Consider the following 23174-nt stretch of genomic DNA (forward strand, 5'->3'; position numbering starts at 1 on the left):
TCCATGCAATCCGCTGTCTCCGTCAAGGACCTGAAGATCGCCTATGGCCACCACACGGTGATCGAGAAGATGTCGATCGACGTCGCGCCCCGCGAGTTCCTGGTGCTGCTCGGCCCTTCCGGCTGCGGCAAGTCGACGCTTTTGAACGCCATTGCCGGCCTGCAGGACATAACGGCAGGCGAGGTGTGGATCTCAGGCAGGAACGTCAGCTGGGAGGAGCCGAAGGATCGCGGCATCGGCATGGTCTTCCAGTCCTACGCGCTCTATCCCCGCATGTCGGTGCGCAAAAACCTCTCCTTCGGGCTTCGCGTCGCTGGTCTGCCGAAGGCCGAGATCGAAGCGCGCGTCGCCCGCACCGCCGCCCTCCTCCACCTCGATATGCTGCTCGATCGACGCCCCGCCGAACTATCCGGCGGTCAGCGCCAGCGCGTCGCCATCGGCCGGGCCCTGGTGCGGGAAGTGGACGTGTTCCTCTTCGACGAACCGCTGTCGAATCTCGACGCCAAGCTCCGCAACGAATTGCGCGTCGAGATCAAAAAGCTGCATCAGAGCCTCGGCAATACCATGATCTATGTGACTCATGATCAGGTCGAAGCGCTGACGCTCGCCGATCGCATCGCCATCATGCGCGATGGCGTCATCCAGCAGCTCGCCTCGCCGGCGGAGATCTACCGCCGCCCGGCCAACCTCTTCGTCGCCGGCTTCATCGGTGCTCCGGCCATGAATTTCATCGAGGGCCGGATCGAACGCGACGGCGACACTCTGCTCTTCCGGAGCAACGGGCTGGCCGTCGATCTCTCGGGATATGCTTTCCGGGCCGCGGTGGCGGAAGGGCCTGTTACATTAGGAATTCGCCCTGAGCATCTTGTGCTCGACGGGGTGGTAAGCGGGCTGCCCACCATTCCTGGCCACGTTTCCGTCGTCGAGCCGATGGGATCGGATACCGTCGTCTGGTTCGACTGGACGGAGCAGAGCCTCTCGCTTCGTCTTATGGGCGACGTCGACGTCAAGCCGGGCGATGCCGTGGCTCCGGGCCTGGATATCGCCAAGGCGTCGCTCTTCGCTGCCGATGGATCGCGGCTATGACGCGCCATCCCTGCGCTTTCCCGCAATTCCGGACGCGTCTCACGCTGCTTTGAGGAATTGCCCCAGGACAGGATTTGAAAGAGACATGTCTGAGATCGTTTATGATGCGCTGGTGATCGGCTCCGGCGCGGCGGGTTCCTTTGCCGTCAAAGAGCTGACGGCCCATGGACTGTCGGTGCTGCTGCTCGAGGCTGGGCCGGCCGTCGGCCCCAGAGATTTCGATCCGGCGCGCAAGAAGGCGCCGGCAAGCAGCATCAATATCTGGGAGCGCGCACGCGCCACACTGAAGGGGCAGCCGATCCAGGCGCGGGCGGCGTTCTTTACTGAACGCTTCAGCCACTTCTTCGTCAACGATCGCAAGAACCCCTATACGACGCCGAAGGGTGAACCCTTTCTCTGGATCCGCGGCCGCCAGGGCGGCGGGCGTCTGCACAGTTTCGGCCGCGTGCTGCTGCGCTGGACCGACGATGATTTCAAGATCCGCTCGCGCAGCGGAAAGGGCGTGGACTGGCCGGTCTCCTATGACGAGCTTGCGCCCTTCTATGACGAAGTGGAGGCCTATCTCGGGCTGTACGGCAACAGGGACGATGTGCCGACCTTGCCGGACGGCCTCTATGCGAAACCGGCAAGCCTGACGCCCGCAGAACAGATCTTCAAGCAGGCAGTGGAAAGCCGCTGGCCGGAACGGCGCGTCGTCTCCTGGCGCTATATCGCGCCGGACGCCGAACGCATGCCGCGACCGCTGCGGGAGGCAAAGGCGAGCGGGCGGCTGACAGTCCGCTATGACGCCATCGTGCGTCGCATCACCACCCACGAAAAGACCGGCCGCGCCACCGGTGCGGAATTCATCGATCGCAATACGGGCAAGGTTTCGACGGCGCGTGCCGCGACGGTCGTGCTCTCCGCCTCGCCGATCGAGAGCGTGCGGCTGCTGCTGAACTCGGCATCGGCAAGACATCCTGATGGACTCGGAAACAGCTCGGGCGGGCTCGGGCGTTATTTCATGGACCAGCTTCCATGCCTCGCCTTCGGCTCTTTTTCCAAGGCGAAGGGTTGGGCCGTTGACGATTCCGCTCCTGTCGATCCTTTCTACAATCCGTCGGGTGGGATCTTCATCCCGCGCTTCGGCGAGGGTGACGCCGCCCGCGGCGATTTCGACTATCAGGGCAGCGTCGGCAGGGCGCCGGTTTCAGAGGAGACCGATGCGCGTCTCGCCTTCTTCGGCTTCGGCCGCATGCTGCCCTATGCCGACAATCGCATCACCCTCGATGGCAAGCGAAAGGATGCCTGGAACATTCCGGTGCCGCACATTCGCTGCGTCATGCAGGAGGAGGAGCAGCGGCTGCTTCGCCGGCAGCAGGAGGCGTTGATCGCCATGATCCGGGAGGTCGGCGGCGACCTGGAATTCATCGGCTCTCCCAGCGGCCTCAAGGAGATGGGCAGGGGCGCCTTTCCCGACGCCGATGCCTTCAGCCGCTTCATGTTTCGCAAATGGTTCCGCAAGACCATGTGCATGGGCGCGGCAATCCATGAAACTGGCGGCGCGCGCATGGGCGAAAGCCCGGAAGCCTCGGTGCTCAATCCCTACAACCAGCTCTGGGATGCCCCGAACGTCATCGTTACCGACGCCAGCGCCTTCCCGGGCAGCGGTATCGCGGGCACGACGCTCACCGTCATGGCGCTGACGATCCGCGCCTGCCGCAACCTTGTCGACCACTACCGAACGGGGCTGCTCTAGTCCCGCCTCCATCTCGTCGTGAGCGGCGTCGAAGAAGTTCGCCGGCATGTGGAGTGGCGAAAGAGGCGAACAAGTGAACGAGCTTTGGGTTATCCAACCGTCACACTAACTTTGCAGTGACATGCTCCTGTCAACTGAGCAGGAAGGGAAAGCCCATGTCTAGAACACATCAGGACCAGCTCAGCCGGATAAAGGCCGAAATCGCCGACAGCTTCGATGAGGAGCTGGAAATGCAGATGGAGGAAGACCGGCTGGACGATCTGGTCGTCGAAGGAATGACGGAACCCGCGGAGCAGACGCTCGATCGAAAGATCTATTTCCGCGAGCTGTTCCGGCTGCAGCATGAGCTGGTGCGGCTGCAGGATTGGGTCCAGTACAAGCAATTGAAAGTGGTGGTGCTTTTCGAAGGCCGGGATTCGGCCGGCAAGGGCGGCGCGATCAAGCGCGTGACCCAAAGGCTCAACCCGCGCGTCTGCCGCACCGTGGCACTGCCTGCGCCGACCGAACGGGAGCGCCATCAATGGTATTTCCAGCGTTATGTCCCGCATCTTCCCACCGCCGGCGAGATCGTGCTCTTCGACCGCAGCTGGTACAACCGCGCCGGCGTCGAGCGCGTGATGGGGTTCTGCACCCCTGACGAACTCGAGGAGTTCTTCCGCTCGGTGCCCGAATTCGAACGGATGCTCGTCCGTTCCGGCATCGTGCTGATCAAATACTGGTTCTCGATCACCGACGAGGAACAGGAATTCCGCTTCAAGATGCGCATCCACGATCCGCTGAAGCAGTGGAAGCTTTCGCCCATGGACATGGAAAGCCGCATCCACTGGGAGGAATATACCAAGGCCAAGGAAGAAATGCTGGCGCGCACACACACCAGGGAAGCGCCCTGGTGGGTGGTGCAGGCCGTCGACAAGAAACGGGCGCGGCTGAACTGCATCGCCCATCTTCTCGAGCAGATTCCCTATGAGGATGTGCCGAAGCCTGAGATCCAGCTGCCGGGCCGTATCCGTCATGCCGACTACATCAGGGCGCCGGTTCCGCCTGAAATGCTCGTACCGGAGCGCTATTGAAAGCATAGCTGCAACAAGTCGGCTGCCGAAGCGTTGAAGCCGAGACCGCATGGTCACTGCCACCGTGCGGTCAACGTGTGTTTCCCAACGGCTGCATCGTGAAGTATAAAGACTGAGCGTCCTTCGGCCGATAATACGGAGATGACAGGAGGTTGATCATGACGGGCTTTTGGAGATTAATCGTTCAGGAGGTTGTGCTCTCGGCGATTCTGGCCGCCGGCACTGTTATCGGCCTTCCCAAGCTTGCCGATCCGAACGCCAGTGCCAATTATCCTTTGGCAATCGTCGTTTTTCTGGCGATGTCAGGGGCCTTGGTGGCTTATGAGCTTCTGACACGGAAGCCATCCTGATGCTCTCGTTTACCGGCCGGTTGGCGCAGCCAACAAGGTGCTGCCGACCGACAGATTGCGCCGGCAGGTCCGGCAAGCTCGCTACGCCGCGCGAGAACACGGCGCAACGATTGCGCCGCCGGCAGCTGTCAGGCCGCGATGTCAGCCATATGATTCAGTTCCTCAACGGCATCATCCGGTAGCACCAATCCGGCAGCAGCGAGATTTTCCCTGAGATGGCCGAGCGACGACGTGCCCGGGATCAGCAGGATATTGGGTGCGCGGCGCAACAGCCAGGCGAGCGCCACCTGCATCGGCGTGGCGCCGAGGCGTGCGGCGACATTGGAGAGCGTGGACGATTGCAGCGGCGTAAATCCGCCGAGCGGGAAGAAGGGTACATAGGCGGTGCCTTGACGGGCGAGATCGTCGATCAGCCGGTCGTCGTTCCGATGCGCCAGATTGTGCTGGTTTTGCACACAGACGATCTCGGCGATCCCGCGGCCTTCGGCGACCTGTTTTGATGTGGCGTTGCTTAAGCCCACATGACGGATCAGACCCTGCCGCTGGAGATCGGCCAGAACCGCAAGGGGTGCTTCTATCGAGCCTTCGGCCGGGCGATGCAGGTCAAATGCGATCCGGAGATTGACGACATCAAGCGCATCAAGGCCGAGGTTGCGAAGATTGTCGTGAACCGCCTGCGTCAGTTCCTGGCGCGAGAAGGCCGGAATCCAGGATCCGTCCGTGCCGCGCCGCGCGCCGACCTTGGTGACGATGACGAGATCGTCGCCGTAGGGATGGAGCGCTTCACGGATGATCTGATTGGTGACGTGCGGGCCGTAGAAATCGCTGGTGTCGATATGGTTCACACCGCTTGCGACCGCCTCGCGCAGCACTGCCAGGGCGGTGTCATGATCCCTGGGCGGACCGAACACGCCAGGCCCTGCAAGCTGCATGGCGCCATAGCCAAGTCGCCTCACCGTGCGGTCGCCGATAGTGAATGTGTCGGACTGATTTATGATGGACATGATCTCGCTCCTTTCAAGAGATGAGGCCAAACTTACTCCTTGGCGGTGCGTATGATAATCGAGTACAATGCGCACAGGCTGTGCGGAGTGGTGAACAGTGAAAGCAGACCTGAGTGACCTCAACGCCTTCGTCGCAGTGGCGCGGGCGGGTGGTTTTCGCGAGGCAGCGCGCGCCAGTGGCAGCAGCGCCTCCTTCTTGAGCGAAGCGGTGCGTCGCCTGGAGGCCGATCTTGACGTCAGGCTCTTCAATCGCACGACCCGTAGCGTCGTTGCGACCGATGCCGGCAAGGGTCTGCTGGAGCGGCTCGGCCCTGCATTGACGGAGGTGGAGGCCGCGCTCGACGTGGTCAACCGTTTTCGCGACAGGCCGGCTGGTTCGCTGCGCCTCAATGTGCCGGTCAGCGCTGCACGGCTGGTGCTGCCCGCCATCGTCCCGCCATTCCTAGCCGCCTACCCCGACATTCGCCTGGAGATCGTCGCCGAGGAGAGCTTTGTCGACGTGCTCGCTGCCGGGTGTGACGCCGGCATCCGTTATGACGAGCGGCTGGAGCAGGATATGATCGCGATTCCGATCGGTCCGCGCTACCAGCGCTTTGCCACTGCGGCGTCGCCTGCTTATCTCGACCGCCACGGGCGGCCGCAACATCCGAGGGAACTTCTCGGCCATGCCTGCTTGCTGGGCCGTTTTGCCAGTGGTGCGCTGACGACCCCATGGGAATATGAGCGGGACGGTGAAGTCGTGCGGGTCGAACCGACCGGCCCATTGATCGTCAGGGTCGGTGGGGCGACCGATCTTTCCGTCGACGCGGCGATCGCGGGCACAGGAATCATCTGCATTTTCGAAGACTGGCTGCGCCCGCATTTCGACAGCGGCGTCCTCGAGCCCATCCTCGAGCCGTGGTGGCAGCGCTTTTCAGGACCGTTTCTCTATTATCCCGGCCGGCGTCTGGTGCCTGCGCCGCTCAGGGCATTCATCGACTTCGTCAAGGCATCGGCCGGCCGGGCTTGATGTCCGTCGGCGAGCGGCATGCCTTCGGCCTTCGCGCCTATGTGTCAGAGCGTGACCTCGGCATTGTCGCCCATATCCGGTTTGCTGTTGGTGACCGCTGCGGCCGCCATTTTAATATAGCTGATGATGGTGCCGGGGCTGTCCCAATATTCAGCCGAAGACGGGGTAACCTTGAGGATGCGGATGGAGGGATCGTCGGGATTGTCCCACCATGCTTTTGCCGGCGTTGCCCATAATTCACGGATCTTTTCGCGGTCGTTCTGCACCTCGGCCGTCCCCGATATGGAAACATATTTCTGTGCCTTGGTGTCAGCAAAGGCCAGGCAGACATTCGGCCAGCGGGCGACCTCGTCGTCCTTGTGACTGGCTAGATCAGTCAGAAAATAGACTGCATTTTCGAGTTGCGCGCTATAGACAGACATTGGTCGGGCGCGCAGATCGTCGCCGTTGCGGGTGGTCAACATGCAGAACCCTATTCTGTCGATCAACTCCCACACCCGTGTCGCGTCATCCTGCTCGGCCATCGTCATCTCCATTGTGGGAAAGACGGATTAACCATTGGCTTGAGCCAATGTTCCCGCTGTTTATGCGGCCAACTCCCGGAAGGTGATCGAGTAACGCAGTCGGTCGACAGGCGGGATGGAATGCTCCCAGAGCGTTCTTGAGGCGCCGGCCATGAGATAGGCGGAGCCGGGTTCAAGCACGAGCGATCGTCGCTGCCACTTGTCGCCGTTCCGGCGCCTCAGCCTGAAGGTGCAGGACGAAAGCAGGGAGATGCCGACGACGCGGCCGAACACGGCTTTATCCTTATGCCAGCCGATCGGCGCGCCAGGTGCGTATTCCGTCACGAGAGCATGTTCCAGCGCCTCCGGCGCGATATTCGCGAAGCATGCGGCGATCTCGCGAATGGGGAGCAGCCATGAGGGTATTTCCCCTGCTTTTCTCATGCGCTGACTGTCGAAGTCGTATTTCCAGCCGAAGGAGACCGTCCTGCGCTTGCCTTCGAACCCGTGGAAGTCGAAGGCTTTGAACGGCAGGGCCGGTATCGCTTCGAGAGCTGAGCGCTGCAGATCGACGGGCACAATATCCCGGATATATCGGAAACCCTCGGGAAAACCGTCGTCGGCCACACCAAAGAGATCCTTCTGCGCCATCATGGTCACCGCTCGCTCCTCAATGCACGCTCGGGGTTTCCATGACCATCGCGAAATCTTCTGCGACCAATTCGCTGACCGCTATGAGGATTTCCTCCCGTGAAAAGCCCGATGTCAGTGCGTGCTGGATCAACTCCTGTAAATCCGGCTCCACGACATCGCGACAATCCTCGAGGCGTTCCTCCGAAATGGTGAGGCTATTCAATTCGTCCATTGTCTATCCTTTCGGCAAATGTAACCGCTGAGGCCGGGGGCAGGATTCTAACGCGCGGCCGTCCGCTTGCGCCCGACCAACAGCCCTTCGCGCTGCATCTTCTTGCGTGCAGCCTTTCGCTGCCGGCTGATCGCTTGCGCTTTTTCCCGGAGGCGGCGTTCCGACGGTTTCTCATAGGCGCGCCGTTCCTTCATTTCGGGAAACAGCCCTTCGCGCTGCATTTTCTTCTTCAAGGCCCTGAGGGCCTGATCGACATTGTTGTCTCTGACGAGTACCTGCATGTCGGATTCTCCTTGTTGGATGAGTGTCGATCGTCTTTCAGCCGAACTGCGCGGCGATCGGCGTCTACATTCGCTGCGGCTAAAGAGGCTGAAATGCCTGGCCTACGGCCGCAATCGCAGTCGCTGTGTTTCGTCGCTCAAAAAGAAATCCCCTGCCGGCCGCAGCCGGATTTATCGTTTGTTGCTGGGATTGCCCATAGCGCGCGCGATGACGCCCACCGCCGATCCTTTACGTTCTTTGACGAGTCGGCACTGCTTGAGTGACCGATGGGATCGGGTTCGGCTCTAAAAATAGGTGGCGGCGATGGGGATTGCAATGGTGTGCGGGCACCATAAAGCAGCACCAGAAAAACGCCGCCGTAACCTAGTCGCCCCAGAAGTTCCTTCAAGTTTACCGCGTGTAAATTGTTCTAAATTGCTTCAAATTTGATTGAAGCGGCGTACGTAATGGTCGTTTTATGAAGCGACGACACACGTTATAGGTGAATTTTAACCTTTCGTTAAATAACCCGTTGACTTGAAGTATTAATAAGTTGTTAAAGAAGCCGCTCTCAAGAGGTCAAATTGGCCCGTTAATATACAATTTTAGGAGAAACTAATGGCTTCGCCGATTCACGCAACTGATGATAGTGCAACATTTCAAGAAACTGACGTAATTTCCGGAAATCTGCTTTCCAACGATTCGTCCGACAACGGACACTTGTTCCTGCGCGCCTTCGACGGCGCCAGCGTTGGCGCCAAGAGCGGCTTGAGCCAGATCACCGAAATTCACGGTGAGTACGGCACGTTCTTCGTCAAGCCGGATGGCAGCTATACCTATGTTCTGAGCGATGCCGCCAAGATCGGCTTCACCAACGGTGAAACGCTGACCGAGCGGGTCTCCTACAAGATTTCCGACGGCAGCGGTCATACAGATGTTGGCGTGTTCTCCCTGAACATACAGGGCGTTACCCAGGTAAAGCCGATCGCTGTTGACGATACCTACAGCTTCACCGAAGGCAGCGTCATCGGCGGCAACGTTCTCGACAACGACATTGCCGGCGACAACGGCAAGCTGTTTCTCCGTCAGTTCCTGAGCACGAAGGTGGACTCCAAGGCAGATGCCGTAACTGACGTTCAGGGCACCTACGGCATGTTCCACGTCAAGGCCGACGGCTCGTTCACCTATGATCTGACGAGCGATCTGAACGATGGGCAGACCTACACGGAAGTTCTCCGCTATTACAAGATCTCCGACGGGGAAGGCCACACGGACACTGCCCTGGTGACGCTCAACATCCTCGGCACGGACGCTCATCCCGACGGCGTTGGTGTTTGATCCGCAGCAGTAGATCAGTGAGACAAGATGCCCGCCGCGCAATCGGCGGGCTTTTTTATATGCGCCGTTCCTCAATGATTGGCAGACATAACCCTTTTTAGCTAGTTCTTATAAAAGATCGGCAGGCGTAGTCTCGATGTTCGGAGGACACGCCCTTGACCGAACACATCGAACCCAAGCAAATCGAAACGGACGATCTGACGAAAGTCTGGTCCGTAACCGAGTTCTGCGCTCGCCATCGGATAGATGTCGAGGAGCAAGCGTTGTTGCTCAAACTCTTCGGACCATTCGCGACAGCCTGCGAGTTGCTCCATAATGCCAGGCGTGCGCCTCGATACCGATGAGGTCCTCGCTCGCCGACCGGCGATATTCCCCGCTTCCTTAATCGATCTCGACTTGCCATCCCGGGAACCGGCAGAAGCACCACCTGATCGGGTGGCCTTCGTTGTCGTGCTTCCGAGGGATTGGTGAATTCCCATCCGCCGTCACGCCCGCTGTGAGCTGGAGCGCCCCTCCATGACCTCCCGGATCGGACAATCTCCTGAATTGCTCCTCACTCTCTGCACAAAATCTGCAATCCGGCGCGGCATCTTCCCGCCATGAGCAAAAATGATATCCCGCCGCGCCTCACATCGCCCACCTTGCCGGATCGCCTCCGCGAGGACGGGTGGTGGCTGATCGAGGTTCCTATCGAGGCAAGGTCGGGAAATAGGCTCGTCGTGATCGAAAAACGGCATTTGCGAGAGGAGCACCAATGGACGCAGCCGAGATCCTGACACCACCGATGCGCATCAGGCGCGGCAGCGGCCGGGTCGCCGCTCTGCTTGCGCTGGTGGCGCTTGCCGACTTTCTGATTTTTGGCGACACCCCCGGCATCAATCTTTTCCTCTTTGCTGTTGCGGTCTGCGTCGGCATTCAGTTCTCGGCGCGCAAGCCGCCATCGTCTTCGACGGCGGCTCTTCTCGTGAGCTTTCTGGTCCTGGCTGCGGCTCCCCTGCTGGAAGCGACCTCACTCACGGGCCTTGCCTTTTGCCTCGGCGCGCTGATGTTGGTTGCTCTCATCAGCGCCAAGCTCATGCCTCGCCGGCCAACCGCGCTGCCTCTGGTATTTTGCCGTTTCGCACTTGTCATTCCCTTGCGACTTGTCGGGGATATCAGGAAATATCTTGCGACACCGGGTAAACATCTATCCCTAACCGGCGTTCAGCAGAGCATTGCCCTCTGGATCATGCCTCTCGTTCTCGCCGCGGTCTTCGTGTCTCTCTTTGCGGCTGCGAACCCGCTTATCGAGATCGCGTTGCGGAGCATCGATTTCGGCATTCTGCTGCAGTTCCTCGACCCTTGGCGGATCGGCTTCTGGTTGATGACCGCCATCGTGGTTTGGGCGATGCTGCGGCCGCGTTTGAAGCGGCGTGATGCGCGGTCGCAGGCCGGCAGGGCGTTCATGATCGTGCCCTCCAAAAATGCGCCGCTCGGCCACGCCTCGCTGCTGCGGTCGCTCGCCCTGTTCAATGCCGTCTTTGCCGTGCAGACACTCCTTGATCTCGTCTATCTCTGGGGCGGCGCGGATCTGCCGGATCACATGAGCCATGCTGAATATGCACATCGCGGCGCCTATCCCCTGATTGCGACCGCGCTTCTGGCCGCCGGCTTCGTCCTCGTTGCCATGCGGCGCGGCGGCCCCGGCGATTACAGTCCGCTCATCCGTGGCCTCGTCCACGCCTGGATCGCCCAGAACGTCCTTCTCTGCCTGTCGTCGATGCTGCGGCTCGGGCTTTACGTCGAGGCCTATTCGCTGACCGAACTGCGTGTCGCCGCCGGTCTCTGGATGGGGCTCGTCGCCATCGGCCTTGTGCTGATCCTGCTGCGCATTCTGCTCAATCGATCCAACCAGTGGCTGATCGCCGCCAACCTCGCCTCTCTCGTGACGGTCCTCTACATCAGCGCCTTCATTGATTTCCCGGCGTTCATCGCCCGCTTCAACGTCAAGCATAGCCAGGAGATCAGCCAGGAAGGCGCGCCGCTCGACCTTGCCTATCTCTCCTCGCTTGGCCCCTCCGTCATTCCGGCGCTCGATCTTTATCTCAGCATGCTGCCGGAACACCTGATCGACCGGAGGAGCGAAGCGGTGACAGTTCGGTACTACCTCGCCAGGAATTTCGGAATGCGCCGGAGTGACTGGCGGAACTGGACCTTCCGGGCGGCGCGGCTGGAGAGCTATCTTCTGGCCCCTGCAGCCATTGCAAGATAGGACGAGAACGATAACAACAGGCACGACAACCAGTACAGGACCGGTGATGGCGCCCCGCATTCTCGTCGTCGATGACGAGCCTCATATCCGCGATGTGATTTGCTTTGCTCTCGATCGTGCCGACTTGGCATCGATGGCGGTCCGCAACGGCACCGAGGCGATGGCGGCTTTCCGCCGCGGCAACATCGATCTGATCATTCTCGACATCGGTATGCCCGGTATGGACGGTCTGGAAGTCTGCCGTCAGATCCGCACGACGTCAGGATTGCCGATCCTGTTTCTGTCGGCGCGCGACGAGGAGATTGACAGGATATTGGGGCTCGAAATCGGCGGGGACGACTATGTGACGAAGCCTTTCAGCCCGCGTGAACTCGTGGCGCGGGTGAAGGCGATCCTGAAGCGCAGTGGCAGTGAAGCGGGGCCTGACAGGCGCCACGCCACGCTCGTCGCCGGCGAGCTCAGCCTGGATCGCGCCGGCAGGACCGTTATGTTCGGCAAGTGCGCTGTTGCGATGACGGCGCTCGAATTCGCCATCCTGGACGCATTGCTGTCACGGCCCGGTATGGTCTTCAGCCGCGAGCAATTGATGGAGGCGGCCTACGGCGCCGGCACCTATGTCGCCGATCGCACGATCGACAGCCATATCCGCAATATCAGGGCCAAATTCGCTGCCGCCGGCGGCTCCGGGGTCATCGCAACGGTTCACGGCATCGGCTTCAAGCTCGGCGGTGAAATCGGGAGGAAGGCGTGATGCCGGCGCCGAAGGTCAGGGTGAAATGGCGGCCGCCGCTGGCGCTGATCGTCTACGCGGTGCTTCTCACGGTGATGGCGCTGCCTGTCCTGATCGTCATCTGGTTTCGCGCCACCGAGGCGAGCGCGAACCGGATGGAGCCGGTGGAGATCATCGCCCTCGTCGTCGTCCTCGTGCTGACGCTCGCCGTCGCCTATGTGCTGACGCGCACCATCACCGGTCCCATCGACGCCCTGATCGCCCGGACGGATGAGATCGCCCGCGGCGGCAAGGCAGCAATCCGTCCGCTTGAAAGCTATGGAACGCGGGAGATCGCCGTGTTGTCGCAGAGTTTCCTCGATCTCGCGGGAAAACTGGTCGACCGCACCGAATATGTCCGCTCCTTTGCCGCACATGTGTCCCACGAATTGAAATCGCCGCTGACGGCCATTCGGGGCGCGGCGGAGCTTCTGCGCGATGATGATGCCGACAGGGCAATGACGAAGGCGCAACGCCTGCACTTTCTGGACAACATCGCCGCCGACGCTGTCCGTCTCGACGCATTGCTGCAGCGGCTGAGGGAACTTGCGCAGGCGGAAATGCCGATGACCGGGGGCGGAAGCAGCATTGCAAGCGTCATGGCCCTACTGCGCCAGCGATTTCCCGCTCTTGATATCTCAGGGACAGGCGATACGGAAGCATTGATTGCGCTTCCCGACGAGGCGGCCATCATCGTCTTCGCCAACCTTGCCGCCAACGCCCTTCAGCACGGCGCCGCGCTGCTTGAATTCACAGTGTCGGCCGACGCGCGAACGGCCCTCATTCTCGTCCGTGACGACGGCGGCGGTATTTCCGAGGCAAACCGCGACCGCATCTTTCAGCCGTTCTTCTCGACCCGCCGCGAAGAGGGCGGCACCGGCATGGGGCTCGGCATCGTCCATGCCATGCTCAGCTCCCACGGCGGCACGATTCACCTTCGGCAGACGACCGGCGCCGGCGCTGAATTCGAGATTGCGATACCCTTGCTTTCCCAGCGCGGCTGAGGAGACCGCGCCGTCAGCTTTTCAGATAGCTGACGACGGCATCGGCGATCATTCCGCGATGGCGTTCGATGGTGTCACCGTCCGAGAGGTTGCGCCGGAAGATCGTGCCGAACGTATAACGGTTCGAGACGCGGAAGAAGCAGAAGGCGCTGATCATCATATGGATGTCGATCGGGTCGGCCTTCCGCCGGAAAACACCCTGGTCGAAGCCGCGCTGCAAAATGCCGGCAATGGTTTCGATGACCGAGACGTTGAGATCGCGGATCGCCTCGGAGCGAAGCATATGGGCGGCATGATGGATGTTCTCGATGCTGACGAGACGGACGAAATCGGGATTAGCCTCGTCGTGATCGAAGGTCGTTGAAATCAGCGTCCGCAACGCCTCTTCCGGCTCGAGATTGGACAGATGCAGATCGGATTCCAGCGAGCGTATCTTGCGGTAGGACTGCTCGAGGACGGCAAGATAGAGCCCTTCCTTGCTGCCGAAATAGTAATAGATCATCCGCTTCGAGGTGCGCGTCTTCTCGGCGATCGCGTCGACGCGGGCGCCGGCAAGCCCATGGGTCGAGAATTCCTCGGTTGCGACGAGGAGGATATCTTCCTTCGTCTGCTGTGGATCGTTCTTTCGGCCGTTTTCGCCCCGTTCCGCCATGAGCCTGATTGCCGATCCTCTAACTTATTGTCGTGCATAAGGAATTCAGACTGTGGGCGGCGTTCAAGGCGAACGTCTCCATCTGTCTTTCCGTCAGTCTTATTCACCTTGACCGCATGTTTCAATAGATGACGCTTGACATACGAACTAGTTAGTACATTTTAGAGGCGCGACAATGGAGGAATTGATCGCGACGGCAATTGTTCGGTCACGGCACGCTTTCGCATGTCTGACGGATGGTCGGCGGACGGCCTGAACAAGGCCGGGCTTGGAGGAGCGAATGACCCGTATTATCGACTTTTATTTCTTCGCACTGAAAGCGACGATCGCCCTGTTGCTGGCGGGCATGGTCGTCCTCGTCTTCGGGAACGTCGTACTACGTTATGCCTTCAACCAAGGCATCACCTCGTCGGAAGAGCTGTCGCGCATCTTTTTCATATGGCTGACTTTCCTCGGCGCGGTGGTGGCAATGCGCGAGCATGCCCATCTCGGCGTCGACTCCCTCATCGTCCGCCTCCCGAAACCCCTCGCCAAGCTCGCCGTGCTCCTCGGCTATGGAATGATGCTGGTCGCCACCTGGCTGATGATCAGCGGCAGCTGGGCCCAGACGCAGATCAACCTTCACGTCTCGGCACCGGCGACGGGCATTTCGATGGGCGTCTTCTACGGCGCGGGGCTCGCCTTTGGCGTGCCGGCCTTTTTCATCCTTCTCTGGGACGCTTTTGCCATCGTGACCGACCGCATTGACGTGACGACCGCTGAGCTCGTGCGCGACAGCGAGGAACAGGCGACACTCGAGGATCCCGCGCAGACGGCCTTCCGCGTTCTGAAGCCGAAACACTGAGGAGCGCGTCATGACCGTCACGATCTTCCTCGGCGCCCTTCTCGGCCCCATGGCGCTCGGCGTTCCGATCGCCTTTGCCCTCATCATCACAGGCGTGGCGCTGATGATGTATCTCGGCATGTTCGATGCGCAGATCGTCGCGCAGAACGTGCTGAACGGCGCCGACAGCTTTCCGCTGATGGCCGTGCCTTTCTTCCTTCTCGCCGGCGAGGTGATGAACACAGGCGGCCTTTCGCGCCGCATCGTCAATCTCGCCATGGCCATGGTCGGCCATATCAGGGGCGGCCTTGGCTTTGTCGCCATCTTCGCGGCCTGTGTGCTGTCGAGCCTTTCCGGATCGGCCGTCGCCGATGCGGCCGCGCTTGGCGCCCTGCTCTTCCCGATGATGCTGAAATCGGGCCATGATCCGGCTCGCGCCGGCGGCCTGCTCGCTTCCGCCTCGATCATCGGCCCGATCATCCCGCCCTCGATCGGCTTCATCCTTTATGGCGTCATCGGCGGGGTGTCGATCACCAAGCTGTTCCTGGCCGGCATTTTCCCAGGCCTGATGATCGGCGCGGCCCTTTGCGTCACCTGGCTGATCGTGGCGCGCAAGGAGCAGTTCGCCCTGCCGCCGAAGCAAAGCAGCGCGGTGCGGATGAAGGCATTCGCCGAGAGCATCTGGGCGCTGATGCTTCCCCTGTTCATCATCTTCGGCCTGAAGTTCGGCGTGTTCACGCCGACCGAAGCCGGCGTCGTCGCGGCTGTCTATTCGCTCTTCGTATCGATGGTCGTCTATCGGGAACTGCCGCCGTCGCGGCTGTTCGAGGTCTTCGTCGCGGCCGCGAAAATCACCTCGGTGGTGATGTTTCTGGTGGCCTGCGCCGCCGTTTCGGCCTGGCTGATCACCGTCGCCGACGTGCCTGGCGAACTCGCCGCTCTCGTCGAACCGCTTATGGATAATCAGACACTGCTGCTGCTTGCCATCATGGTGCTGATCGTCGTCGTCGGTACCGCCATGGACATGACGCCGACGATCCTCGTCATGACGCCGGTGTTGATGCCGATCATCAAGCAGGCGGGAATCGATCCTGTCTATTTCGGTGTGCTGTTCATCATCAATAATTCGATCGGGCTGATAACGCCGCCGGTCGGTACGGTGCTTAACGTCATCTGCGGCGTATCGAAGCTTTCGATGGAGGATCTGATGAAGGGCGTCATTCCCTTCATGATCGCCGAACTGATCGTTCTCTTTCTGCTCGTCCTTTTTCCCACACTGGTGACCGCGCCGGTCGCCTGGTTCGGGCACTGACTTCGCTTGCGGCGATGGAATTTCAACATGGCCGGAGGGAGATGCCGGCCTCATCCTGGGAGGAAAACATGCTGACTAGATTGACGAAACTGGCTCTGGGGCTGGCCCTGCCGATTGCCCTCCTGGCAAGCGGCCCTGCCATGGCCGAAATTCGCGAACACAGCCTCAAATTCGCCGCCGCCAACAACAAAGGCCATCCCCAGGTCATGGGCATGGAGAAGTTCGCCGAACTGGTGAAGGAAAAGAGCGGCGGCAAGATCGAGGTCAAGCTGTTTCCGGGCGGCGTGCTCGGCGGCGACGTCCAGACCGTATCGGCGCTGCAGGGCGGCGTGATCGAGATGACGGTGCTCAACGCCGGTATTCTCGCCAGCAACGTCAAGCAGTTCGGCGCTGTCGACCTGCCCTTCCTCTTCAACAGCGGCGAAGAGGCCGACAAGGTGATGGACGGCGCCTTCGGCACTGACCTGATGAAGCTCCTGCCCGACACCGGCCTCGTCGGTCTCGGTTATTGGGAGCTCGGCTTCCGCAACCTCACCAACAACCGTCATCCCGTCACCAAGCTCGAGGATATCAAGGGCCTGAAGATCCGCACGATCCAGTCGCCGATCCCGATCGAACTCTTCAACAGCCTCGGGGCCAATGCCGTGCCGCTGCCCTATACGGAACTCTATACCGCGCTTGAGACCGGCACCGTCGACGGCCAGGAGAACCCAGCCGCCAACATCATAAACGCCAAGTTCTTCGAAGTGCAGAAGTACATGACGATTACCCGTCACCAGTACAATCCGCAGATCGTGCTCATCAGCAAGAAGTTCTGGGACGGCCTGAACGATGAGGAAAAGGCGGTCTTCCAGTCCGCCGCGACGGAAGCCCGCGACTATCAGCGCAAGGTGTCCAGGGAAAAGGATGCCAACGCGATCGCGGAAATCAAGAAGACCGGCATGGAAGTCGCCGAACTCAGCCCCGAAGAGACGCAGAAGCTGCGCGACGCCGTCAAACCGCTGATCGACAAGTTCACGGCTGAGATCGGCGCGGAGACCGTCACGCAGCTCTTCAAGGAACTCGACACGGTTCGCGGCAAGTAAGCGGAACCGGGCCCGCAGCGATCCTGAGGGCCTTTCCCACCACGAGCAAACGGGACCTGGCGCATGGCCGAGACACTGCTGAAACCGCTGAAGGCCGGGCTGATCGGCTCCGGCATCCAGGCCTCGCTGACGCCTGCCATGCATATGGAGGAAGGTGCGGCCCAGGGGCTGGATTACGATTATGAGCTGATCGATCTCATCAAGCTGAACGCCTCGCCGGCCGATCTTCCGCGGCTGGTCGCGGATGCCGAAGCGCGCGGCCTTGCCGGCCTCAATATCACCCATCCCTGCAAGCAGCTCGTCATTGCGCTGCTCGACGAACTGTCGCCGGAAGCCCGGGCGCTCGGCGCCGTCAATACCGTCGTCCTGAAGGACAACAGGCGCTTCGGGCATAATACCGACTGGTGGGGCTTCGCCGAGAGTTTCCGGCGCGGACTGCCGCAGGCCGATCTTTCCTCGGCCGTGCAGCTCGGAGCAGGCGGAGCGGGTGTCGCAACCGCCTATGCGATCCTGACGCTCGGCCTGAATAGACTGACGGTCTTCGATCGCGAGCATGAGCGCGCCGTCGATCTGGCGGAAACGATGTCCCCGCTCTTTCCCGATGCGTCGATCACCGCCGGCGGCGACCTCGAGGCAGCGATGAAGGCGGCATCCGGCCTCATCCACGCGACGCCGACCGGCATGGCCAAATATCCCGGCACGCCGCTTCCGCCCGAACTCCTGGAAAGGCGGCATTGGGTTGCCGAAATCGTCTACTTCCCCCTGGAGACAGAGCTATTACGGCAAGCGAGGCAGCGCGGCTGCCGGACGCTTGATGGCGGCGGCATGGCGGTCTTTCAGGCGGTCGGCGCCTTTCGCGTGATTACCGGCAGGGAGCCGAATGCCGGTCGCATGCTTGCGCATTTCAAGACCATGACGACTTAACGCTCTCGCAAGGACCACTGCGATGAAGACATCGATTGCGACTGTTTCGCTGAGCGGCGACCTCCGCGACAAGCTGGAGGCGATCGCCAAGGCCGGTTTCGACGGGGTGGAGATCTTCGAGAATGATTTCCTGATTTTCGACGAAAGCCCGAAGGAGGTCGGCCGGATGGTGCGCGATCTCGGCATGGAGATCACGCTCTTTCAGCCGTTTCGTGATTTCGAAGGCATGCCGGAGCCGCTGCGCAGCCGCACCTTCGACCGGGCGGAGCGCAAGTTCGACCTCATGCAGGAAATGGGCACCGATCTCGTGCTGGTCTGCTCCAACGTCTCGCCGGCATCACTCGGCGGTCTCGACCGGGCCGCGGCGGATTTTCGTGAACTCGGCGAGCGCGCCGCCAAACGCGGCCTGCGCGTCGGCTATGAGGCGCTCGCCTGGGGCCGCCACATCCACGACCATCGCGATGCCTGGGAGATCGTCCGGCGGGCCGATCATCCCAATATCGGCCTGATCCTCGACAGCTTTCATACCCTCTCGCGCAAGATCGACGTCAATTCGATCCGGTCGATCCCGAAGGAAAAGATCTTCATCATCCAGCTTGCCGATGCGCCGCTGATCGACATGGACCTGCTCTATTGGAGCCGGCATTTCCGCAACATGCCGGGTGAAGGCGACCTGCCGGTGCTCGACTTCATGAAGGCTGTGGCGGCAACCGGCTATGACGGCTATCTCTCGCTGGAGATCTTCAACGACCAGTTCCGCGGCGGTTCGCCGAACGCGATTGCCGTCGACGGCCGCCGCTCGCTGCTCTACCTCGGCGACCAGGTGAAGCGCCAGCAGCCGGAGAGCGCACTGCTGGTGCCTTCAATGCCGCCGCGCGCTGCCGTCGAGGGCGTCGCTTTCGTCGAGTTCACCGCCGACGAGGACGAGGCGCGGGAACTCGAGGCGCTGTTTGCAAGCCTTGGTTTCCGGCAGGCGGCGAGACACAAGACCAAGCGAGTGGCGGTTTTCCGCCAGGGTGCCATCAATCTCGTGATCAACACCGAGCCAAAGGGCTTTGCCAGCGCCTCCTACGCCGTCCACGGGACTTCCGCCTACGCCGCGGGCTTGATGGTCGACGATGCCAAGGCAGCCTTGCAGCGCGCGCTCGCACTTGGCGCCGAACGGTTCGAACAATCGCTGGATACAGGCGAGATCGAAATGCCGGCGGTGCGCGGCGTGGGTGGCGGCGTCCTCTATTTCCTCGACCGCAAGACCGAGCTTGGCCGCATTTGGGAGATCGAATTCGATGCGGTCGAGGATGATGCCGCTCCGCAGCCGGCGGGGCTGCAATCGATCGATCATATGGCGCAGACGATGAAATATGAGGAACTGCTGACCTGGCTGCTGTTCTACACCTCGCTCGTCGAGGCTGAGAAGACACCGATGGTCGATATCGTCGATCCCTCCGGCATCGTCCGCAGTCAGGTGGTGGAGAACAGCGAAGGATCTTTGCGCATCACCATGAACGGGGCGGAAAACCGCAACACGCTCGCCGGCCGCTTCATCGCCGAGACCTTCGGCTCCGGCATCCAGCATCTTGCCTTCAGGACCGACGACATCTTCGCCACTGCCGCTGCCCTTGCCGGCAACGGCTTCGTTGCGCTGGCGATTTCGCCGAACTATTATGACGATCTCGAAGCGCGCTTCGGCCTCGACGCCGAATTTGCCGATCGCCTCAAGGCCAACAACATCCTCTACGACCGCGATGACGCCGGCGAATATTTTCAGCTCTATAGCCCCACCTATGGCGAGGGCCTGTTTTTCGAGATCGTCGAGCGGCGCGGTTATCGTGGTTATGGCGCTGCGAACGCCATTTTCAGAATTGCGGCGCTGAGGAAACATCTGAGACCGGCAGGCCTGCCCCGCACCTGAGAGGCCATCAGGCTGAAGCCCGCAGCATCAGTTCGGCATTGAGAAGAATGCGGCCCGCCGGTGCGGCAGGCCCCTCCCCCTCGCCGAGCCTGTCGAGCAGCAGTTCGATCGCCAGCCGGCCGATCTCGCTATAGTTCTGCGCGACCGTTGTGATCGGGGGGCAGGCGTATCGGGACAGTGGATGGTCGTCGTGTCCGGCGACACGCAGGTCATGGTTGACGCCGTGGCCGACCTTGACGCCCAGCTGGTAAGCGGCGGCGATAACGCCGAAGGCGACGCGGTCGTTGGCGCAAAGCACGGTGCGCGTCGGGAAGCCCTGGCCCGACGTCAGGATGCGGGTCGCCTCCTCGAAGCCGAAGCGCTCGAAGTCCCAGCTCTTGCTGTCGGCAAGCTCGACAATGCTGGGCGCCATGCGGAACTGCTCCATCGCCTCCAGGTACGCCGTCTGGCGCGTCAGGGCGTTGGTGTTGACATGCGGCATGCCGAAATAACAGGGCGGCTCGCCCGAGCGGCAGAGATAGTCGACGATGAGGCTGAAACTCTGGCGATTGTTAGTGCCGACGAAAGAGGACGTCTCGTCGAGCGGCGAGTCCACATAGATGAGGGGCACGCTGCGGCCGAGTTCGTCGAGCGTCGCATGGTGGGATTCGACGCCGAGCGGCGCGATGATCGCGCCGGCGACATTCATCGATTTCAGCGTCTTGATTGCCCGATCCTCCATCTCGGCCTTGCCGTCCGACGACAGGACGAAGGCGAGGAAGCCCGTCTCGTTGGCGATCATCTCGATGCGGCGGGTGAGCGCCATGTAAAAGGGATCGGTGGAATTGGGAATGATGACGCCGAGAATGTTGCTGCGCCGCCGGTTGAGATTGACGGCAAACATATTGGGCCGGAACCCCGATTTCTTCAGGGCCTGTTCGATCGTTTCCCGGGTCTTCTGGCGCACAGACATCGGGTCGCTGAAATATTTGGAGACGGTGGGACGCGACAGGCCGACGAACTCCGAAAAGTCCTCCATGGTTTTGATCGTCTTTGCCACCACCTGATCTCCTGACATGGCGTTTCTGACGGCTTTCTAGATGACTCATCGCCGAACGAAAAGCGGGTCCCTCGAGCCGCCGTGACGACGGCGATAGTTCAAGATTAATCGATGGAGAAGTGTACCTTCATCGTTGCCGGATCGACGGACTTCCTGGTGATGAAAGGCAACACCTCGCCGAGCGGCAGGCGATGGGAAACCAGCGCAGCCATCGCGCCCTCGTCCCGTTTGAGGATGGCAAGCGCCTCGGAAATGTTGCGGTTCAGCGAATGGGACCCGGCAAAACGGATCTGGCGGCGGAAGATCTCGAAGGGGGCGATGGAAACGCGCTGGTCGGGCGCACAGACGCCGAAGACGAGGATCGTGCCGCCATCGGCGGTAAAATCGATCATGCCTTCGACGACTCGGGCGATCCCGGTCGCGTCGGCGACGAAATCGAAGGCCCGGCGGCGGTCCGCGAGCGCCTGGGAACCCGAGACGGCTATCCCCAGCCCCAGCTTTTCGGCAAAGGCGAGACGTCCCTCGTTGATATCGGCGACCGTCACCGACGAGACGTCCTCGGCCTTCAGGGAAAGCGCGAGCAGCAGCCCGATCGGTCCGGCGCCGAAGACCAGAGCCGTTTCCGTTCCTGTCGGCCCCGCCCGCAGGCCGGCGCTGTTAAGGCCGTTCAAGACGCAGGCGAGCGGCTCGGCGAGTGCGGCGAGGTTGAAATCGAGATCGCCGATCTCATAGAGGTGATCGGTCCTGACCAGGCTGTATTCGGCGAAACCGCCGTTCTCCGTCACGCCGTAGGCCTTCAGGTCACGGCAGAGATTGGTCAGCCCCTTGCGGCAGGCCGGGCACTCTCCGCAAGGAAGATTGGGATCGACGACGACGCGGGCGCCGACGGCAAGGCCGCAGACATCGCCCGCGACGGCCTCGACCACGCCGGCATATTCATGGCAGGGAACCAGCGGGAAGCGGCCCGCGCCGTAACGACCGTGCAGGACGTCGATATCGGTATGGCAAAGGCCGGCCGCGCGCACGCGCACCAGCGCATGGCCGGGCCTCAGTTCCGGCAACGGCAGCGCCTTGGTGACCGCGACGCCCTTTTCGGTATAGCAGATGGCTTCCATTCCTCTGGCCCCTGGCTTGGGTGGCGGGTAGAGCGATCAACTCATCCAGTTGCCGCCATCGACATTGTAGGTCTGGGCAAGAATGTAATCGCTGTCGGCGGAAGCCAGGAAGACGGCCAGGCCTTTGATGTCGTCAGGTGTCGCGAAACGGCCGATCGGAACTGATTTGGCAACGGCGGCCTTCTTCTCGCCGGGCTTCAGGCCCTCCCACTTGGCGAAATGGGCATCGACGATATCCCAATGCTCGCCGTCAACGACGCCGGGTGCAATGGCATTGACGTTGATGCCGTATTTCACCAGCGCAAGTGCTGCCGACTGCGTCGCCGAGATGATGGCGGCCTTAGAAGCGCAGTAAAGAAGCACGAGCGCCTCGCCGCGACGGCCGGCCTGGCTCGCCATGTTGATGATCTTGCCGCCCCTGCCCCGCTTGATCATGACGTTCGAGACGGCCTTCATCATGAAGAGCGGTCCCTTCAGATTGACGGAGAAGACACGGTCATAACTTTCCTCACTGATCTCGTTCACGGGCGCCATGTCGAAGATGGCGGCGTTGTTGATCAGGATGTCGATGCCGTCGAACTCCGCATCGATCGTCTCGACGAGGGTCTCGATCGCATTGAGGTCTGTAACGTCAAGCTGCATCGCCTTGGTTGCAGGGCCGATCGCCGCGGCGGATCTCGTCGCCCGATCAATGTCGATATCGGCGATGATGACTTTGGCACCCTCCTTGACGAAGGCTTCGGCGAAGCCCAGTCCGATACCGCGGGCCCCGCCGGTAATCAGGGCGATTTTGTCTTTCAGGCGCATTTCCATCTCCATTGAGGCACGCATGATATTATCATGCGTAAACTTTGTATCCGCTTGTCCATGTCTGCTGTCAACCGTGTTCAAGAGATTTCAAGTCCAAATGCGGCACCAACTGTCATTTTGCTTTATATGACAGGCCCTGATTTAGTTTCTGCGACGCAATATAATTGTTGTCGCGAGGCAAGTATTTCTTGACTGCTGTGGTAGGGCGCGATAGGCCGAATGGCGCGTACAAAGACGCGGCATTGATCCGCGGA

At 61.1% G+C, this 23174-nt stretch carries 24 protein-coding genes; 15 read left to right on the forward strand and 9 right to left on the reverse strand.

The features are described from left to right. Nucleotides 1–3 precede the first annotated feature (3 nt). The 4 genes from J7U39_RS29360 to J7U39_RS29375 all read left to right on the forward strand — a co-directional run bounded on the left by J7U39_RS29360 (nt 4) and on the right by J7U39_RS29375 (nt 4244). Nucleotides 4–1086 (forward strand): ABC transporter ATP-binding protein, encoded by a 1083-nt coding sequence (locus J7U39_RS29360; RefSeq protein ID WP_210633488.1) that lies wholly within the window; start codon nt 4–6, stop codon nt 1084–1086. A gap of 85 nt (nt 1087–1171) precedes the next feature. After that, complete coding sequence (locus J7U39_RS29365) at nt 1172–2824, forward strand: GMC family oxidoreductase (RefSeq protein WP_210633489.1); 1653 nt, start codon at nt 1172–1174, stop codon at nt 2822–2824. A gap of 155 nt (nt 2825–2979) precedes the next feature. After that, nucleotides 2980–3894, forward strand: coding sequence for a polyphosphate kinase 2 (gene ppk2 / locus J7U39_RS29370; protein WP_210633490.1), 915 nt, complete (start codon nt 2980–2982; stop codon nt 3892–3894). A gap of 158 nt (nt 3895–4052) precedes the next feature. Further along, entirely contained in the window at nt 4053–4244 is a 192-nt protein-coding gene (locus tag J7U39_RS29375; protein ID WP_210633491.1) for a hypothetical protein, read from the forward strand. Between the two features lie 128 nt (nt 4245–4372). Here the strand turns inward: J7U39_RS29375 and J7U39_RS29380 are convergent, their stop codons facing one another. Next, nucleotides 4373–5248: an aldo/keto reductase family oxidoreductase gene (locus tag J7U39_RS29380; protein WP_210633492.1), complete on the reverse strand. Its 876-nt coding sequence runs from the start codon at nt 5246–5248 to the stop codon at nt 4373–4375. 97 nt (nt 5249–5345) lie between these two features. Here J7U39_RS29380 and J7U39_RS29385 point away from each other — a divergent pair, with 97 nt between their 5' ends. Then, nucleotides 5346–6257: a LysR family transcriptional regulator gene (locus J7U39_RS29385; protein WP_210633493.1), complete on the forward strand. Its 912-nt coding sequence runs from the start codon at nt 5346–5348 to the stop codon at nt 6255–6257. A 44-nt stretch (nt 6258–6301) separates the two neighbouring features. On the opposite strand, the gene J7U39_RS29390 is transcribed toward J7U39_RS29385, so the two are convergent. From J7U39_RS29390 to rpsU, 4 genes are read right to left on the reverse strand one after another with little or no spacing between them, the layout of a single operon-like run. Beyond that, nucleotides 6302–6781, reverse strand: a complete 480-nt coding sequence (locus tag J7U39_RS29390; RefSeq protein WP_210633494.1) for a pyridoxamine 5'-phosphate oxidase family protein — start codon at nt 6779–6781, stop codon at nt 6302–6304. A gap of 60 nt (nt 6782–6841) precedes the next feature. Beyond that, nucleotides 6842–7420 (reverse strand): alpha-ketoglutarate-dependent dioxygenase AlkB, encoded by a 579-nt coding sequence (locus J7U39_RS29395; RefSeq protein WP_247241819.1) that lies wholly within the window; start codon nt 7418–7420, stop codon nt 6842–6844. A 10-nt stretch (nt 7421–7430) separates the two neighbouring features. After that, nucleotides 7431–7625, reverse strand: coding sequence for a hypothetical protein (locus J7U39_RS29400; protein WP_210633495.1), 195 nt, complete (start codon nt 7623–7625; stop codon nt 7431–7433). A gap of 47 nt (nt 7626–7672) precedes the next feature. Further along, nucleotides 7673–7906 (reverse strand): 30S ribosomal protein S21, encoded by a 234-nt coding sequence (gene rpsU / locus J7U39_RS29405; RefSeq protein ID WP_210633496.1) that lies wholly within the window; start codon nt 7904–7906, stop codon nt 7673–7675. Nucleotides 7907–8504: 598 nt separating this feature from the next. On the opposite strand from rpsU, the gene J7U39_RS29410 reads away from it, so the two are divergent. The 5 genes from J7U39_RS29410 (at nt 8505) to J7U39_RS29430 (ending at nt 13248) form a co-directional block, all read left to right on the forward strand. After that, nucleotides 8505–9224, forward strand: coding sequence for an Ig-like domain-containing protein (locus tag J7U39_RS29410; protein WP_210633497.1), 720 nt, complete (start codon nt 8505–8507; stop codon nt 9222–9224). Nucleotides 9225–9379: 155 nt separating this feature from the next. Then, nucleotides 9380–9568, forward strand: a complete 189-nt coding sequence (locus tag J7U39_RS29415; RefSeq protein ID WP_020922905.1) for a hypothetical protein — start codon at nt 9380–9382, stop codon at nt 9566–9568. Nucleotides 9569–9978: 410 nt separating this feature from the next. Further along, nucleotides 9979–11475 carry a DUF4173 domain-containing protein gene (locus J7U39_RS29420; protein WP_210633498.1) on the forward strand — a complete coding sequence of 499 codons (1497 nt, stop codon included), beginning with the start codon at nt 9979–9981 and terminating at the stop codon, nt 11473–11475. 46 nt (nt 11476–11521) lie between these two features. Beyond that, complete coding sequence (locus J7U39_RS29425) at nt 11522–12226, forward strand: response regulator (RefSeq protein ID WP_210633499.1); 705 nt, start codon at nt 11522–11524, stop codon at nt 12224–12226. Then, nucleotides 12226–13248: a HAMP domain-containing sensor histidine kinase gene (locus tag J7U39_RS29430; RefSeq protein ID WP_210633500.1), complete on the forward strand. Its 1023-nt coding sequence runs from the start codon at nt 12226–12228 to the stop codon at nt 13246–13248. Before J7U39_RS29425 ends, J7U39_RS29430 begins: the two co-directional genes overlap by 1 nt. A gap of 13 nt (nt 13249–13261) precedes the next feature. Here the strand turns inward: J7U39_RS29430 and J7U39_RS29435 are convergent, their stop codons facing one another. Further along, nucleotides 13262–13900 (reverse strand): TetR/AcrR family transcriptional regulator, encoded by a 639-nt coding sequence (locus J7U39_RS29435; RefSeq protein WP_210633501.1) that lies wholly within the window; start codon nt 13898–13900, stop codon nt 13262–13264. A 280-nt stretch (nt 13901–14180) separates the two neighbouring features. On the opposite strand from J7U39_RS29435, the gene J7U39_RS29440 reads away from it, so the two are divergent. From J7U39_RS29440 to J7U39_RS29460, 5 genes are all read left to right on the forward strand, one after another. After that, complete coding sequence (locus J7U39_RS29440; protein WP_210633502.1) at nt 14181–14744, forward strand: TRAP transporter small permease; 564 nt, start codon at nt 14181–14183, stop codon at nt 14742–14744. A gap of 10 nt (nt 14745–14754) precedes the next feature. Then, nucleotides 14755–16035 (forward strand): TRAP transporter large permease subunit, encoded by a 1281-nt coding sequence (locus J7U39_RS29445; RefSeq protein ID WP_210633503.1) that lies wholly within the window; start codon nt 14755–14757, stop codon nt 16033–16035. Nucleotides 16036–16103: 68 nt separating this feature from the next. Then, nucleotides 16104–17120 (forward strand): TRAP transporter substrate-binding protein, encoded by a 1017-nt coding sequence (locus J7U39_RS29450; protein ID WP_210633504.1) that lies wholly within the window; start codon nt 16104–16106, stop codon nt 17118–17120. A 63-nt stretch (nt 17121–17183) separates the two neighbouring features. Then, nucleotides 17184–18044: a shikimate dehydrogenase gene (locus tag J7U39_RS29455; RefSeq protein ID WP_210633505.1), complete on the forward strand. Its 861-nt coding sequence runs from the start codon at nt 17184–17186 to the stop codon at nt 18042–18044. 22 nt (nt 18045–18066) lie between these two features. Continuing rightward, a complete protein-coding gene (locus tag J7U39_RS29460; RefSeq protein WP_210633506.1) occupies nt 18067–19956 on the forward strand; it encodes a sugar phosphate isomerase/epimerase and 4-hydroxyphenylpyruvate domain-containing protein in 1890 nt (629 codons plus the stop codon). A 7-nt stretch (nt 19957–19963) separates the two neighbouring features. Here the strand turns inward: J7U39_RS29460 and J7U39_RS29465 are convergent, their stop codons facing one another. The 3 genes from J7U39_RS29465 to J7U39_RS29475 form a co-directional block, all read right to left on the reverse strand. Further along, a complete protein-coding gene (locus J7U39_RS29465; RefSeq protein ID WP_210633546.1) occupies nt 19964–20974 on the reverse strand; it encodes a LacI family DNA-binding transcriptional regulator in 1011 nt (336 codons plus the stop codon). A 125-nt stretch (nt 20975–21099) separates the two neighbouring features. Then, nucleotides 21100–22110 (reverse strand): zinc-dependent alcohol dehydrogenase family protein, encoded by a 1011-nt coding sequence (locus tag J7U39_RS29470; protein WP_210633507.1) that lies wholly within the window; start codon nt 22108–22110, stop codon nt 21100–21102. A gap of 36 nt (nt 22111–22146) precedes the next feature. Continuing rightward, nucleotides 22147–22917, reverse strand: a complete 771-nt coding sequence (locus J7U39_RS29475; protein WP_210633508.1) for an L-iditol 2-dehydrogenase — start codon at nt 22915–22917, stop codon at nt 22147–22149. Nucleotides 22918–23174: the final 257 nt, after the last annotated feature.

The organism is Rhizobium sp. NLR16a, from assembly GCF_017948245.1.
Classification (GTDB): domain Bacteria; phylum Pseudomonadota; class Alphaproteobacteria; order Rhizobiales; family Rhizobiaceae; genus Rhizobium.

What these genes read in the sequence shown, in the direction of transcription:
- J7U39_RS29360 (WP_210633488.1), top strand. Translation starts at nt 4, where the DNA reads ATGCAATCCGCTGTCTCCGTCAAGGACCTGAAGATCGCCTATGGCCAC.
- J7U39_RS29365 (WP_210633489.1), top strand. Translation starts at nt 1,172, where the DNA reads ATGTCTGAGATCGTTTATGATGCGCTGGTGATCGGCTCCGGCGCGGCG.
- ppk2 (WP_210633490.1), top strand. Translation starts at nt 2,980, where the DNA reads ATGTCTAGAACACATCAGGACCAGCTCAGCCGGATAAAGGCCGAAATC.
- J7U39_RS29375 (WP_210633491.1), top strand. Translation starts at nt 4,053, where the DNA reads ATGACGGGCTTTTGGAGATTAATCGTTCAGGAGGTTGTGCTCTCGGCG.
- J7U39_RS29380 (WP_210633492.1), bottom strand. Translation starts at nt 5,248, where the DNA reads ATGTCCATCATAAATCAGTCCGACACATTCACTATCGGCGACCGCACG.
- J7U39_RS29390 (WP_210633494.1), bottom strand. Translation starts at nt 6,781, where the DNA reads ATGGCCGAGCAGGATGACGCGACACGGGTGTGGGAGTTGATCGACAGA.
- J7U39_RS29400 (WP_210633495.1), bottom strand. Translation starts at nt 7,625, where the DNA reads ATGGACGAATTGAATAGCCTCACCATTTCGGAGGAACGCCTCGAGGAT.
- rpsU (WP_210633496.1), bottom strand. Translation starts at nt 7,906, where the DNA reads ATGCAGGTACTCGTCAGAGACAACAATGTCGATCAGGCCCTCAGGGCC.
- J7U39_RS29410 (WP_210633497.1), top strand. Translation starts at nt 8,505, where the DNA reads ATGGCTTCGCCGATTCACGCAACTGATGATAGTGCAACATTTCAAGAA.
- J7U39_RS29420 (WP_210633498.1), top strand. Translation starts at nt 9,979, where the DNA reads ATGGACGCAGCCGAGATCCTGACACCACCGATGCGCATCAGGCGCGGC.
- J7U39_RS29425 (WP_210633499.1), top strand. Translation starts at nt 11,522, where the DNA reads ATGGCGCCCCGCATTCTCGTCGTCGATGACGAGCCTCATATCCGCGAT.
- J7U39_RS29430 (WP_210633500.1), top strand. Translation starts at nt 12,226, where the DNA reads ATGCCGGCGCCGAAGGTCAGGGTGAAATGGCGGCCGCCGCTGGCGCTG.
- J7U39_RS29435 (WP_210633501.1), bottom strand. Translation starts at nt 13,900, where the DNA reads ATGGCGGAACGGGGCGAAAACGGCCGAAAGAACGATCCACAGCAGACG.
- J7U39_RS29440 (WP_210633502.1), top strand. Translation starts at nt 14,181, where the DNA reads ATGACCCGTATTATCGACTTTTATTTCTTCGCACTGAAAGCGACGATC.
- J7U39_RS29445 (WP_210633503.1), top strand. Translation starts at nt 14,755, where the DNA reads ATGACCGTCACGATCTTCCTCGGCGCCCTTCTCGGCCCCATGGCGCTC.
- J7U39_RS29450 (WP_210633504.1), top strand. Translation starts at nt 16,104, where the DNA reads ATGCTGACTAGATTGACGAAACTGGCTCTGGGGCTGGCCCTGCCGATT.
- J7U39_RS29455 (WP_210633505.1), top strand. Translation starts at nt 17,184, where the DNA reads ATGGCCGAGACACTGCTGAAACCGCTGAAGGCCGGGCTGATCGGCTCC.
- J7U39_RS29460 (WP_210633506.1), top strand. Translation starts at nt 18,067, where the DNA reads ATGAAGACATCGATTGCGACTGTTTCGCTGAGCGGCGACCTCCGCGAC.
- J7U39_RS29465 (WP_210633546.1), bottom strand. Translation starts at nt 20,974, where the DNA reads ATGGAGGACTTTTCGGAGTTCGTCGGCCTGTCGCGTCCCACCGTCTCC.
- J7U39_RS29470 (WP_210633507.1), bottom strand. Translation starts at nt 22,110, where the DNA reads ATGGAAGCCATCTGCTATACCGAAAAGGGCGTCGCGGTCACCAAGGCG.
- J7U39_RS29475 (WP_210633508.1), bottom strand. Translation starts at nt 22,917, where the DNA reads ATGCGCCTGAAAGACAAAATCGCCCTGATTACCGGCGGGGCCCGCGGT.